Below are 13,682 nucleotides of genomic sequence, written 5' to 3'. Positions count from 1 at the left end.
TTCACATGATTACACAAGAATCCTTTTCATTTTATATCATGCTGTCCGTATTAGCCCCAATCATTGGGGCTTTTAGCTTATTATTTCTCTTTCTATTTGAAAAACGTCTGGATCAACTGGAGAAAGAAAAGAACGAACTGCTTCTGAAACAGGAACTTCAAGAAGCTAGATACAACCAACTGAACCAACAGATCCAGCCCCACTTTTTTTTCAATACACTTAATGTCATCCTGAGCCTGGCACGTTTGAATCGCAAGGAAGAACTGATTTCTGCCATCGAGGTGCTTTCCAAATACTTTAAGTTCAAATACAAACAGACTGACCCATTGATCACCATGGAGGAGGAAATCCAATACACCCGATATTATCTCGACATTCAAAGACTGAGATTCAGAGATCGGCTCGATGTAGTGTGGAGCGTTGAAGAAAGCTGCAAGCTTTCCCTAGTCCCTCCTTACCTCCTGCAGACCCTTGTAGAAAACGCCTTTAAGCATGGACTTGAAAAGAATCCCGGACAAGGCAAGCTGATCATCATCCTGAATGAGCAAAGGAACAAAGTGTACTTAGAAGTATGGAACAGCTCATCAACTGCTTTGGAAGCGCTAGATGTTCAAAAGGAAGACCGTGGAATTGGATTACACAATATTCAGAAGCGATTGCAGATGCTCTTTCCTAAGGAAGAAATCCTCATTCAGCTGAATGAAGAAGCCAAAGGAACGAGTGTCCAGATCTTCTGGCCTCATATGACCAGAGAAGACACCATTACTTGATGAAGGAGGAAGCGCCATGCATATTTTGCTCGTTGACGATGAGCCCCTGGAACTGGAGCAGCTCAACTACATGATTCACGAAAAATATCCTTACTGGACGATTCATACAGCCGCGGATGCGTCACAGGCGTTAAAGATTCTGACGGAACATCCGATTCGCCTTACGCTCCTCGACATTCAACTGCCTGGTAAATCAGGGATTGAACTCGGGATTGAAATGAAGAAATATGACCATATCGACATCATTATGGTCACGGCCTACCAATCATTCGATTATGCACAGGCCTCCCTGCGACTCGGGGCAAAGGATTATTTGACAAAACCGATTATTGAAGAAGAATTATTCCAAGTTCTCGATCACTATAAATACGCATCAATCCAATCCCATATCGTGCAGGAAGCGTTAACGATCATCCATGAACAATACAGCGATAAGCTTTCCCTTTCTTCATTGGCGAGCCAGATCCATATCAACGGTACGTACCTGAGCAGAAAATTTCATGAAGAGATGGGGATCAGCTTCTCAGAATACCTGAATGATTTCAGAGTCCAGGCCGCACAGCGATTACTGCGGCAGGATACCGAAAAGTCCATCTCTTCTATTTCTGAAGCGTGCGGATTCAGCAGCCAGCACTATTTCAGTTCATTATTCAAGAAGCAAACAGGATACACTCCAAGGGAATATCGGATAAGAGAGAAGGTATAAATCAATGAAGCCACGAACGTATCGTGAGTATATACAAGGAACCATCACGTTTGGAGTGGCGTATGGAGTCGTTTCGCTCCTGGCAAGATGGGTGACCGGCAATACGATTTTGTCCTCTCCTGAAACACTTGTGAAATATGGACTGCTTGGTGGAATCGGCTATGCCATGATGGGAGCCACCGCTCTCTTTCTATTCGGGTGGATCACCCCCTATATCAGGGAACGATTCCCAAACTACATGACTCTAGGGGATGTTTTGAAAGAAAGGCTCCGTGGGAGGTCATACTGGTTCGTCATGTGGGTATTGCTCCTGACAAGCCTGGACTCACTGCTTATACAAGCACTGGGGGCAGGTGTGTTATTTCATTTTCTATTAAAAACACCGATCTATGTAGGGTTACTCGTATTCTTTCTATACTGCTTCCTGTTGTCCATAGGGGGCATGAAGCAAATCCATCGCTTTGAAGGGATTCATATCTCGTTTATTTTCGCAGCCATCATTCTGATTCCCGTTTATTTTTTTATCCAAAAAGGTATTTTTCCCGTTTACGATGGATTGCTGCTTTATCATCCCTACTTATTATTTCTGAAACATAATGAAATCACCTTGTTCATTCTTACCGCATTTCTGATTGGATTCGGACAAGTATTGATCGACCGGGCGACCTGGCAGCGGATCTATATCATTGAAAAATCCAAGGTCCGAACATCCTTTATGATGGCCGGGATCATTTGGGCGACCATCCCCCTCGCCTTCACCGCGATTGTATTGATTGCGGTTTATGGGCAGGGCTTTGAAAACATTTACTCCATATTGAGTCAGCTGGTGGAGAAAATCGACTCATTGTTTCTGCTTCTATTATTTATCGGCTGCTGCTTCAGTGCCATCGCTTCCACCGTGGGGGCAGAGCTCCATGCCACATCGATCATGGTCATCCGGAATATGCTAAGCCACAAGTTCGATTGGAGTGAAGACCAGCAATTGAAAAAGACCTATTTGGTCTCTGGTGTGCTTTCCCTTTCACTCTTACTCATCAGCTCGATCCTGTCACCCAGTCTGATGGAGCTTATCTTCTTTTTCGCCCAGGTGTATGCAGCCATCATTCCGACGATGCTGGTGGTCATCTTTTATAAAAGAACGATTCCGGTGCTCCTCCCTTATTGTTCGTTGATTGGTTTAGGAGTGGGGCTGCTGTCTCTCCTAAACTATAACTCAATTCAATCGACCTGGATCAGCTTTTTCGTGTCGAGTGGGTTAGTGGTGATATCCCTGGTGGTTAATGAGATTCGGATTCATAGAAAATGAGACCACACTCGTAATGGTCCGAGTAAGAGAGTCGTCAAGTAGGCGACTCTTTTGACTTAATGGACTAAGACATCTACTAATCATAGGATTGTATGATGTTATCTATAAAGCCTTATCGTGATAGAATGAAAGAAACGATGAAACTATTACAAATAAGGAGGAAAGATAAGAATGACAGAATCAAAGGAATGGAAACATGGTGCTCGCGGACATTCATTCATCACTTCGTTTAGCGGAGGAAAGGATAGTGTCTTAGCTCTATACAAAGCATCGAAGGATGGAGAGGCGATCGGCCTGATAGTGATGCTGGAGGAAGAAGGAAAACGTTCCAGATCACACGGGATGCCTCCGGAGCTTATCCGAGCACAAGCGGAATCGATCGGCTTGCCCGTATTCACAGCAGCTGCCAGTTGGACAGATTATGAAGAAGTCTTCATGACCCTTTTAGATAAAGCAAAGAATCATGGGGCAGAAGTGTTAGTGACGGGAGACCTGGATATGCCTGAACACGGCTGCTGGCATGAAAAAGTGGCGAAGAACGCAAGGCTTAAGCTCGGGATGCCTTTATGGGGAATGAACCATCGTGAAGCTGTCGAAGAGTTTATCAATCTGGGATTTGTATCCATCGTTGTTACGGTTAATTTATCCCTGGGCATGCGCCTTGAAGATTTAGGGCGAACGTTGACCCATGAATACATAAAGGAACTTGAAGCCCGTGGAATCGATCCTTGCGGAGAAGGTGGAGAATTCCATACCACAGTAGTGGATGGACCGATTTTCAAACAACCTGTTCCCGTTTTAAAACGTGAGATTATGAAAGACGGAGATTATGCTTTTTTGCCACTGGATCTGGATCAAATGTCGGATAGTCGCGTTAGAAAGTAACCCTGCATGATGATTGAACAATGAAAAAGCTGGAGATCAGATGGTTGATCTTCAGCTTTTTCCCCTTTAAATATAATTATTAAATTAAAATTGCACTCCTGATTCCAACACCAGATGTTCTTTGAGTGTTTGCTGTAATGTACCCTTTGTCTCTACTTGACTGTCGAATGACACTCCTGTATCAACTATTTTTCTGACAAGCTCTACCCGTAGCCCTGTAAGGATTGCCTTGCATCCCATCATATTAATTCCGTTTAAGATCTTCTCAAATTGAAAAATGACATCCAATTCCATTTCGGCAATACCCGATAAATCTATAATAAGGGTTTGAATTTGCATAGAACTGATTCCCATCAACACTTTCTCTTCCAATGTATTGATACGATAGGTATCTATCATTCCAATTAAAGGAAGTACCGCAACCGAGCTGGCTATCGGAATGATAGGTACCGATAGATTTTCCACCAGCTTTTTTTGCGACAATAGCAGTTCATCTTTGTAATCAGAATAACTGATAAAGAAATTGTTCAGGAACTGATCAACACTGTCATTGATTCGTTTTTCCAAATCAAAGAATTTCTTTCGTGGAGATTCATTATCCTCATTCTGATCATCAAATTGATAAAGGAAATACCATAAAGTTCTTCTAATTGCATGTACCCATTCCAGTTTGAATGCAAGTGTGAGAGAATGTTGCGCCCATGCAATACCCTCTACCTTTGCAAATTCAACCAGCTCTTCTTCTCTGTTTTCAACGATATAGTGAGCTAACATTTCTGCATTCTTTAATAGATCGATGTTTCCTTTTTCTAGAATATCATTGATTTTGCTCCCAACATTTACAGCTTCAGATAAGAGCATTTGCTGGAATTTCTCTCTGTTAGCCGTAAGAAAATCCGTTACCTCTTCCTTATTATGGAATAATCCATTCATCATAACACGCTCCTTTTTATCCTGATATATTCCCTATTCGTTGCTTTGAATAAAAATCCTTCTAAAACAAGTATTTCAAATATTTATTTAACATTTCACACCAATTTAATCGTCAGGTTTGTTGGGCAGAAAATCATTAATCAATTTACCCATTCATTTTAATCACCTATCGACACCTGTAAGAAAAGTGGGCCGGATACTTGGGACTACATTTGATTTGCTATGAACCTTAGAACAAACTCATCCTGCCTAATAAAAAGGTCAACAAAACAAAAAAAACAGTAAAGATATCTTAATTTTATATGTCTGAAAATTCTTATAATTAAATAAATACGGAGGGGAGGATGAATAGATGAAGACGAAGGTAAGTAGTTTCAGGAGCAGGGTTGTCATGATTGGAATAATGGTACTGATGTTAGCGATTAGCGGTTGCTCTACCAATATGGGGGCAAATTCGGGTGACCAGGCTGATGGACAGGCTTCCAACAAAGAAAATAAGTTGGTCATTGCCCGTCTATCCGATGTGGAGAATCTTGATCATCATTTTATGTCCACCATCAATGCAGCAAGTGTGACACACGGTAAAATTTACGAGGGGCTTGTCGGCAGAGACAAAAATGCCAAAATCAAGCCATTACTTGCTGAGGAATGGGAGCAGTTGGATGATACAACGTGGGAATTCAAACTAAGAGATGATGTCTCGTTTCATGATGGGACACCATTTAATGCCGAGGCTGTGAAGAAAACGTTTGGTCGTTTAACAGACCCAAAGGTGGCTTCGCCTCGAGCAGTTGTATTCAAAATGGTCAAGGAAGTAAAAGTAGTCGATAATCATACCGTTCAATTTCTTTTATCTGAACCTTTTTCACCCTTATTATCCATCCTGGCGAGTCATGAAGGCGGAATCATCAGTCCCAAGACGATCGATAAATATGGAAAGGACATTATCCAAGAGCCGGTCGGCACAGGTCCATTTGAGTTCAAGTCCTGGGAAACAGGAAAAGAGATTGTGTTTAATAGAAACGACGAGTACTGGGGAGATCAACCAACTATAAGCGAAGTCGTATTCAAAGTCGTACCAGAAGAGACAACGAGGATTTCTATGCTTGAAACAGGCGAAGCCCATATTGCGGAACCTCTTTCTGTCACGATGATGGATTCAGTGAAGGCTTCCGATAATGTTGAAGTATACCGAAGTGAAGGCTTTGGTACCGAGTATGTAGGATTCAATGTACAAAAGGAACCTTTCAATGATGTCCGTGTCCGGAAAGCCATATCCCATGCAGTTGAAATGGATTCCATCATGAAAGGTGTATTTAATAATATAGGAAAAAAGGCAAACTCCTTATTAGGGTCTAAAGTGTTTGGCTATCATCAGGATATGAAGGCATATGAGTATAATGTAAATGAAGCCAAGCGGTTACTGTCCGAAGCTGGGTATCCTGATGGATTCAAAACAACATTGCTTACAATGGACAGTAAGGAAAGGATCAGCCTGGCTGAAGTCATGCAATCCCAGCTCAAAGGAATTGGAATCGACCTGGAAATCCAGATCCAGGAGTATGGAACCTTTGTAGAGCAAGCCACAAGTGGAAATTCGGAAATGTTCATCATCAGTTGGAGAAATGCTACAGGTGATGCAGACTATAATCAATACAATCTTTTCCACAGCAACTCCCATGGACCTGCCGGAAATACATTTTTCTATAGTAATGAAGAGGTAGATCGATTGATCGAACAGGCACGTTCTGAAATGGTTCAAGAGAAACGATTGGAGCTTTATGCAAAATCTCAGGAGCTGGAAATGGAAGACGCGGTCTATATCCCGGTTCGAGTGATTGAAAATATGGCGGCGATTCGAAACAACGTAAAAGATTTTTCTATCAGTCCTGCCGGTTATTTGGAAATCAATGATGTTAGCATTCAATAATATCTCTTAACTAAACGATTCAGTAAAACCAAAAATGAGAAGTTGCCTAACTTCTCATTTCTTATTTCTATTTACTTATTCTTTCGTTCCTGCGCTTTAATGGCCACTTTTTCAAGTCCATCTTGTGCAAATTCCACATCTGACTTCGGCATTGCTTTATTATTCTTAAGGTCCTTGTTCTTCTGTTTAGACATACTTTCACCACCCTTTTTGTTTTATTTATATAGTGCACAAGGATGGCAATAAATATGAAGCCATTCGAAATTTCCACTGGCCTATGTGTTGAACATAAAAAAGTCGACTCCCATAGGAATCGACTTATTATAGTGAATGAAAGAAATTAAAAAACCCCATTTTCATTGGGTGAATCCTCCGGAATGGCTTGTCCAACATCCCACAATTCAACGATCCGCTCATCCTGGAAACGGAAGATATGAACGACAGCCCCTCCCAGGTCCTCTGGATTCTGTCTCACGTGTGAATGAACCGCAACCGTGTCACCTTCCTGGATGGCACGTTTGACTTCGAGCATCTTCTCAGGGTTTCCGGCTGCATTCTCTTCCATAGCAGACATAAGTGAATTGGCATCTCCTGGAAAATGCGGATTGTGGTGGCGAAAGTCAGGACTTACGTGACTCTCGTATGCTTCACGGACGTCTCCTGATGCGACAAGTTCCAGAAATGAGACTGCTCTTTCTTTAATGGTGAGTGAACCATTCATTTTAATCATCCTTTCATTTCAACCGAGATACTTTCATTTTATAGGATATGGAACGAATAGGCGAATGAATGTCCATGATGTAAAAAAGCATTGGCCCATGCAGGTCAATGCTTTTTTTGTCTTATCGTGTATTAAATGCATTCAACATCCAAATATGTTGTTCGAGTGATGTTTTAATTCCGATGAATAAGTCAGCTGTAGGCTGATCCTGAGAATCCTCTGCTGCTTCGATGATTTTCTTGGAATCATTCACGATTTGTTTAAAATCGTTTATTAATGCGTCCACCATTTCTGTGGCGGTTTCTTTTCCATTGGATTCTTCAATGGTAGCCGTTTCAAGGTACTCTTTTAGGGTAGCAATCGGCTTCCCTTTGATTGTAAGAATTCTTTCTGCTACTTCATCAATATAATTTCCCGCTTCGTTGTAGTATTCTTCAAATTTCTCATGCAGGGTGAAGAATTCCGGACCCGTTACATACCAATGATAATTGTGTAGTTTTGTATAAAGGACGTTCCAGTTTGCAAGTTGTTTGTTAAGGGCCACGACTAATTGTTGATTCATGTATGTTCTCTCCTTTTGTCTTTGTTATAAATGTATTATATCCTTATTTATAATAATTATCAATTAATAAGTATTATCATAAAATACTGTACACCCTTATTCTATCCACTGAGATATAGAACATACAGCTTCCCCTAAAAACAAAACCAACAGGAGCATGACTCATTCCCTGAGTTCATCGCGCCTGTTGGTTTCATAGAAAATTATAGATCTTTTTGTTCCACATTAAGTTCAATCAAATTACCATCTGGATCGGCGCAGAAAATTTGGGCGAATCCACTTTTCGATTGTGGTTTTTCGAGAATTTCCACTTCGTTTTCTTTTAACCATTGGAGAGTATCATAATAGCTCTCCACTCTAAGGGCAAAATGGCCTTCCCTGCTGGATAGACGTTTATCCTTGCGTATGGTTTGCGAAGAAGGATCGACGATCAAGTGGAGCTGCTGACCCTCAATATCATACCAGGCACCCGGAAAACCAAAATCGGGACGCGGAATTTCGTTTAAACATAACGTTTTCCCATAGAAATCTTTTGCTTTTTCCAAATCTGTAACCGTAAGACTTACGTGATGGAGATATTTGTACTTTATCAAGACCTTCACTTCTTTCTTTTCAACTATTTAATTAATGGGAACAAGGTGCCTGTCCCCTCGTCCCACTTACACCGTCATCTTCCAACTGGACATTGCCAGCCAGTGTTCTTTCTCTTTATAGTCGGGCACGATTCTCCCGACAAGACGCCAGAAGGACCGGTCGTGATTGAGGTGGACCATGTGGCACATTTCATGGACGACGACGTAGTCGATGACATCCTGGGGGGCCATGGCAAGCTTCCAGTTGAAGGTCAATTGTCTTCTCCCATCACAGGTACCCCAGGTCGTTTGACTGTCTGAGATACGGATGGAACGGGGCTTGGTTTTAAAGTGACGTTGATGGACCGCAATGCTTTTCTCTACGATCGCTTTGCACTGCTTGTAGTAAAAACGTTTTAACGCCTGTTGGATCCGTTCATCCTCAAGCTCTTTTACTTGGATATGCAGTGTTTTTCCGTCAAATGTGACATGATCCTGTATGATCGATGGATCGTGTTGAACCTGTATGGGAAATGAGTTCCCAAGAAACAAAAAGGGTTCCCCATGTTGATAGGTCTTCTCCTGTGGTCCATTCAGACGATCCTTCATCTCCTTCGATCTCTCCAGGATCACATCCCATTTATCCTCCAGCAGCCGGATCACCGATTCGTCCGGGGTCCCTTTAGGTGCATGGACTTCAATGTTTCCGAAGCTGTCCAAGTAGATGCCGATGGATGTCCGATTCTTATATTTAATCTCAAACTGTATGGTCTCACCAGAATAAGTATGATTCATCTTTTATCCCCTGTATCGGATGGCCAACCCTTTTAAGAAATTCCGTGCATACCGGTCACCGCACACTCTGTAATTGTTATGGCCTTCTCTTCGCATAATCGCTCCCAATTCACCTTTTGTAATTACCACTCCAGCCAGATCCAGGATGTCGATCATATCCTCACTTGTTAATGAGAGGGCGATCTTCACCTTTTTTAATAGAAGATTATTCACATGTTCATACGTCAATTCCGGTCGTCCCGTCTGTCCCGGTTTTGGCCCTCTTTTAAACGTAATGAAGCCGTTCAAGAATGACTCGAACATTTCATCATCACATGGGATATGGTCTTCATCCTCCAGGATATCGTCCTCGAAATCATCACTATACTGTGTTTTTGTTAGAACCTTCAGCACTTCTTCCTTTGAAAGCTCAATGCCTCCCAGCTCAAAGATCTCAACCATTTCTGTATTTTTAAGATCCAATGCATATCGTAATCGAATCAATAGATCGTTATTATTTAGGTTCATGTGTCGACCTCCTGAAAAATTTCCTATCACTAAATTATTAGCTTACCACTTTAAGGACATGTTTTATAGTATGACCTCAATGAAAAAGAAGCTTACCGATTAATGAACCGATTCAGACATCTTCTGCGCATGCTTCGCCTTCTCTGGATAATCCTGTTATACTTACGATACTTACTATAAACCTGAAATGAGTGATGTCATGATTACCTCATATGAGAAAATCAATCTGTCCGGAAACAAACTGGCTGAAGTTTATCTCCATAAAACTCCCGACAAACGATTTATCGTATCGATACCAGCAATCCATTGGTCTGCAGAATTCAATCAAAAGGATGACATCAGAATTCAAAGTACAAAACTTCAATCCTCACTTAATTTCCATATGTTCCAAGGGGATACAGACGAATTGGTAACAGCTATCGAAAAGTTAGTTCAAAGCCATTTTTGATACACGACAGCAAATTTATTTGCTGTTTTTTTCTTGTTCAAATTAGAAAGGAGCCTTTTAAGTAACCGTCAACATAAGTGTCATTCTCTCCGACATCTCTTCTCTTAGTTGATCCGATACTTTTTAACTCACACTGTTGATTTAACCTGACTCGGATGAATTCATTTATCATTTTGGGAGAATATATAAATGGTGCGTTCAAAGCAGGAAGGAGGCACACAAAATGAATTTCAGGAGGATGTTTATGGGTATTTTAAGTGGAAATCCAAAAGATGAACCAATGCATTATGGTGAAGTATTCAGCACATGGAACTATTTATTCTCAGCTAAAAATGCGGTTGCTGGTTATCAGCTTCAACTGAACCACGCCGGGGATGAAGATCTTAAGAAGTTACTTAAAGAAGGTATTGAAGCCGGGCAGGAAGAGGCAAAACAAATTGAAACCCTGCTTAAAGAAAATGGAATCGGCTTACCGCCTACCCCTCCAGAACCGCCACAGGCATGTCTCGATGACATTCCAACAGGTGCCCGTATGCCGGACCCTGCTATCTCAGGAGCACTTTCAACCAATATTGCTGCTGGATTAGTTGCTTGCAGTACGGCCATCGGTCAATGTATCCGTGAAGATGTGGCCATGATGTTTGGACAATTCCATATGCAAAAAGCTCAATTAGGGGCTAAAGTACTCAAATTAAACAAAGAAAAAGGCTGGTTAATCCCGCCGCCCCTTCATAAAAACAAACAAGAACATTGTGATTGATGATCTGAATTCAGGTGTTAAAGACCTGTTCGTCTAACAGGTCTTTTACATTTCCCTAATTCTAAAGCCAAACTGGGATAGAAAGAAAAAAGAGGGATCTATTTAACGTAAGATCCCTCTCCCTAACTATTATCTAGCTATTGTTGTTGTTTGAGCTGTTTGAGCTGCTTGAGTTGCTTGAGTTGCTTGAACCATTGGAGTTGCTGGAATTACTACCGCCTTTTGCTCCAATTTCCTGATAGAATTTTTTGTCATGGTTTTCTGAGGTTGCTTCTCCGCCCTTTTCACCAATCTCTTGGTAGAATTCTTTATCATGGGTTCTGGCTGTTTTCTCTCCGCCTTTACGGCCTGCTTCTTCGTAACTCATTTTGCTGTTGTTGTCATTGTTGTTGCTACTGTTTTTGTTGCTGTTGTTGCTGTTACTGTTTGCCATAATGAAAATCCTCCTTAAGTTTAGTAAAAGTGGTGTGTACGTTTGTACACTCGTTATATACCTCGAAAGGATCTTCCTAAACGATTTTTTGGAGATTTTAACATTTTTGTAAATTAATTTATACCGTCGAATTCAGCTAACTAAAATAGCAAAACGTCCTGCCTTTATTGGAACAGGTCGTTTTGCTATTGTTATCATTTAAACTCACACGTCAACAAGCGGAAACCGAAGTGTAACCGTCGTACCTTTTCCCGTCTCGCTGTCAAAGTGTATGGTCCCCTTATATTTCTCCACAATGTTGAAGCAAATCATAAGACCCAGGCCGGTTCCTTTACTCTTCAAGGAATAGAAAGGAGTACCGAGGTTTTTCACTTCCTCCTGACTCATTCCACGTCCGTTGTCAATAATTCGAATGCAGACATGGCCTTTTACTTTGGTAGCCGTCACCTTAACGGACCCGCTATGCGGGGAAGCTTCGATGGCATTTTTTATTAGATTGATGAAAAGCTGCTTAAATTCAATAGAATTGACCGCCACATGACAATCCTTTTCCACGTTGAGATCAATGCCATTATCATTCAACAAACCGTACATGTTAAGGAGTTCCGTTACATCTTGCAGAACCAGTTCAATATCAACGTTGTCCACCTTCTCCCCTTGATCGGGCTTTGAAACGGAGAGGAACTGTGAAATGACATGCTCCGCCGTATCGAGTTCATTGATCATAAGGGAAAAATTCTGCTTCTGGCTTTGACTTAATGCGGGATTTTCCACATAAAATTGAAGAAATCCATTCACCACGGTCAAGGGATTCCGGATTTCATGGGCGACAGCCGCCGCCAACTGACCAGTCGTCCTCATCCGCTCCGCCTGCTGCACCTGTTCATAGTAAACCCGCTGCTTCTGAATCCGCAGATTCGTTAAATGAAAGATAAAATACAGCAGGACCTGACTTGCCAGGAAGTTCACCACATTCCCTACTAAATCTGTGTATATGTAAGGATAATCCTGCCCCTTATCCACGAACCCGATATAACCGAATGTAAAGGCAATGAAAGCAAAATTGATCACAAGCGAAAAATAAAAAAGCCTCTTGTCAAAAAAGAGAATCGAAAAAGCAGGAATAAAACAAAGTAAAATAAACCCCGACCAGGTTTCCGGATACAAGTAAAACAGGGTGTAAAAATAACCGGTCGACGAAATGACCGTCATATATCTCATCCACGCATTCTCATACCAAGGATAAATCAATAGACAGCCAGAGATGATCACGATCATCACTCCATGCACCGCGAATCGTGAATTGACCGGATTATCCACCAGTAAACCCGCTATCATCAGGACGATGATCAACGAAACAATCATATAATAGTATTTCTTATGTAATCGGCCATTAAATTCTTTCATTAGAAATGCTCCCACTAGAAAACTCTATTTCTGTCATTCTATGACAGGACATAGTAACTATCTTACAAAAATCGGGAATAGTCAATAATGGAAATCAATTAAAATGGGAGGGACGGACCTTCACAAGGTCCGTCCCTCCTCAACATGATCAGAAAATATTCAGCAGCTCATCAAATGAATCAATGGCTTGGGTGTATTCTTTCGCCTCCCCAAATCCATAGCGGGCATAGATAAATGGAATCCCTGCTTCTTTTGCCGCCCTTTGGTCCCCTTCTGTATCACCTACGTATACTGGGTCAATTAAATGGTTGCGTTTGATGATCAGCTTAATATTCTCACCTTTTGAAAGACCTGTTCTGCCGGGGTTCTCATAATCGATGAAATGCTTATCCAGTCCATGATAGTCATAAAAGGCCTCGATGTATCCGTCCTGACAGTTGCTCACGATAAACAGCTTGTACTTCTTCGACAGCTCTACAAGCACCTTTTCCACATGGTTATAGAGACTCCCTCCATGCTTACTTAAGTGCGGGATTTCATGACTGGACAGATCTTTCAGTAGCTGCTCCCTCTCCTCTTCGTTCAATTCAGGGAACAATTTCTTCCCGATTTCCTTCATTTGAAGCCCCATGGTTCCCTCAAGATGCTCCCTTGTTATGCCTTCTTTTAACTGGTTATGTTCGTTGATGACGTTGTTCCATGCTTCCAGTACGGATTCTATTGGGTCCCAAAGTGTGCCGTCCAGGTCGAAGATGATGCTGTCCATGATCGGTTCCTCCAATTCGTTTTTTGTTAGGGAAAAATTGTCATTGTATGTAGTATAGCAGAAATTTCAGGGATAGGGTTATTTCCTAAACACTACAGGCGTTAGCTTGAGTAGTGGGACATGGTGCCTGTCCCCGATGTCCCACAAAGGAAATTTATGTTAATATGTAATAAAAAATGAT

The 13,682-nt window shown here is 41.6% G+C and carries 17 protein-coding genes; 7 read left to right on the top strand and 10 right to left on the bottom strand.

The features are described from left to right. Window positions 1–5 precede the first annotated feature (5 nt). The 4 genes from Q1B03_RS19920 to Q1B03_RS19905 all read left to right on the top strand — a co-directional run bounded on the left by Q1B03_RS19920 (window position 6) and on the right by Q1B03_RS19905 (window position 3,667). Window positions 6–770, top strand: a complete 765-nt coding sequence (locus Q1B03_RS19920) for a sensor histidine kinase (protein WP_299745849.1) — start codon at window positions 6–8, stop codon at window positions 768–770. 16 nt (window positions 771–786) lie between these two features. Beyond that, complete coding sequence (locus tag Q1B03_RS19915) at window positions 787–1,476, top strand: response regulator (RefSeq protein WP_299745846.1); 690 nt, start codon at window positions 787–789, stop codon at window positions 1,474–1,476. Window positions 1,477–1,480: 4 nt separating this feature from the next. Then, window positions 1,481–2,782 (top strand): hypothetical protein, encoded by a 1,302-nt coding sequence (locus Q1B03_RS19910; protein ID WP_299745843.1) that lies wholly within the window; start codon window positions 1,481–1,483, stop codon window positions 2,780–2,782. A 171-nt stretch (window positions 2,783–2,953) separates the two neighbouring features. Beyond that, on the top strand, window positions 2,954–3,667 hold the full coding sequence (locus tag Q1B03_RS19905; RefSeq protein WP_299745840.1) for a diphthine--ammonia ligase: 714 nt from the start codon (window positions 2,954–2,956) through the stop codon (window positions 3,665–3,667). A gap of 84 nt (window positions 3,668–3,751) precedes the next feature. Here Q1B03_RS19905 and Q1B03_RS19900 read toward each other — a convergent pair whose 3' ends face one another. Next, on the bottom strand, window positions 3,752–4,600 hold the full coding sequence (locus tag Q1B03_RS19900) for an STAS domain-containing protein (RefSeq protein ID WP_299746050.1): 849 nt from the start codon (window positions 4,598–4,600) through the stop codon (window positions 3,752–3,754). 352 nt (window positions 4,601–4,952) lie between these two features. Between Q1B03_RS19900 and Q1B03_RS19895 the strand changes: the two genes are divergently transcribed. Then, window positions 4,953–6,530, top strand: a complete 1,578-nt coding sequence (locus Q1B03_RS19895) for a glutathione ABC transporter substrate-binding protein (protein WP_299745837.1) — start codon at window positions 4,953–4,955, stop codon at window positions 6,528–6,530. Between the two features lie 71 nt (window positions 6,531–6,601). On the opposite strand, the gene Q1B03_RS19890 is transcribed toward Q1B03_RS19895, so the two are convergent. The 6 genes from Q1B03_RS19890 to Q1B03_RS19865 form a co-directional block, all read right to left on the bottom strand. Further along, window positions 6,602–6,724, bottom strand: a complete 123-nt coding sequence (locus Q1B03_RS19890) for a hypothetical protein (RefSeq protein ID WP_258549680.1) — start codon at window positions 6,722–6,724, stop codon at window positions 6,602–6,604. Window positions 6,725–6,870: 146 nt separating this feature from the next. Beyond that, window positions 6,871–7,251, bottom strand: coding sequence for a nuclear transport factor 2 family protein (locus Q1B03_RS19885; RefSeq protein ID WP_299745827.1), 381 nt, complete (start codon window positions 7,249–7,251; stop codon window positions 6,871–6,873). Window positions 7,252–7,372: 121 nt separating this feature from the next. Next, window positions 7,373–7,813 (bottom strand): Dps family protein, encoded by a 441-nt coding sequence (locus Q1B03_RS19880; RefSeq protein WP_113970302.1) that lies wholly within the window; start codon window positions 7,811–7,813, stop codon window positions 7,373–7,375. Between the two features lie 203 nt (window positions 7,814–8,016). Continuing rightward, a complete protein-coding gene (locus Q1B03_RS19875) occupies window positions 8,017–8,406 on the bottom strand; it encodes a VOC family protein (RefSeq protein ID WP_299745822.1) in 390 nt (129 codons plus the stop codon). A gap of 66 nt (window positions 8,407–8,472) precedes the next feature. Further along, complete coding sequence (locus tag Q1B03_RS19870) at window positions 8,473–9,180, bottom strand: M48 family metallopeptidase (protein WP_299745819.1); 708 nt, start codon at window positions 9,178–9,180, stop codon at window positions 8,473–8,475. A 3-nt stretch (window positions 9,181–9,183) separates the two neighbouring features. Beyond that, a complete protein-coding gene (locus Q1B03_RS19865; RefSeq protein ID WP_299745816.1) occupies window positions 9,184–9,687 on the bottom strand; it encodes a DUF1456 family protein in 504 nt (167 codons plus the stop codon). A 199-nt stretch (window positions 9,688–9,886) separates the two neighbouring features. On the opposite strand from Q1B03_RS19865, the gene Q1B03_RS19860 reads away from it, so the two are divergent. Both Q1B03_RS19860 and Q1B03_RS19855 read left to right on the top strand, forming a co-directional pair. Further along, window positions 9,887–10,135 (top strand): YueH family protein, encoded by a 249-nt coding sequence (locus Q1B03_RS19860; RefSeq protein ID WP_299745813.1) that lies wholly within the window; start codon window positions 9,887–9,889, stop codon window positions 10,133–10,135. A gap of 244 nt (window positions 10,136–10,379) precedes the next feature. Continuing rightward, the gene (locus Q1B03_RS19855) at window positions 10,380–10,895 is read left to right on the top strand and encodes a DUF3231 family protein (RefSeq protein WP_299745810.1); all 516 of its coding nucleotides are present in this window, start codon (window positions 10,380–10,382) and stop codon (window positions 10,893–10,895) included. Between the two features lie 133 nt (window positions 10,896–11,028). On the opposite strand, the gene Q1B03_RS19850 is transcribed toward Q1B03_RS19855, so the two are convergent. From Q1B03_RS19850 to Q1B03_RS19840, 3 genes are all read right to left on the bottom strand, one after another. Further along, window positions 11,029–11,328 (bottom strand): KGG domain-containing protein, encoded by a 300-nt coding sequence (locus Q1B03_RS19850; protein WP_299745807.1) that lies wholly within the window; start codon window positions 11,326–11,328, stop codon window positions 11,029–11,031. A gap of 204 nt (window positions 11,329–11,532) precedes the next feature. Beyond that, window positions 11,533–12,735, bottom strand: a complete 1,203-nt coding sequence (locus tag Q1B03_RS19845; RefSeq protein ID WP_299745805.1) for a HAMP domain-containing sensor histidine kinase — start codon at window positions 12,733–12,735, stop codon at window positions 11,533–11,535. A gap of 148 nt (window positions 12,736–12,883) precedes the next feature. Further along, window positions 12,884–13,501 (bottom strand): HAD family hydrolase, encoded by a 618-nt coding sequence (locus tag Q1B03_RS19840; RefSeq protein WP_299745802.1) that lies wholly within the window; start codon window positions 13,499–13,501, stop codon window positions 12,884–12,886. Window positions 13,502–13,682: the final 181 nt, after the last annotated feature.

This window comes from uncultured Rossellomorea sp. (assembly GCF_947488365.1).
In the GTDB taxonomy this organism is placed as follows: Bacteria; Bacillota; Bacilli; order Bacillales; family Bacillaceae_B; genus Rossellomorea.
This window is presented reverse-complemented; position numbering and strand designations above follow the sequence as displayed.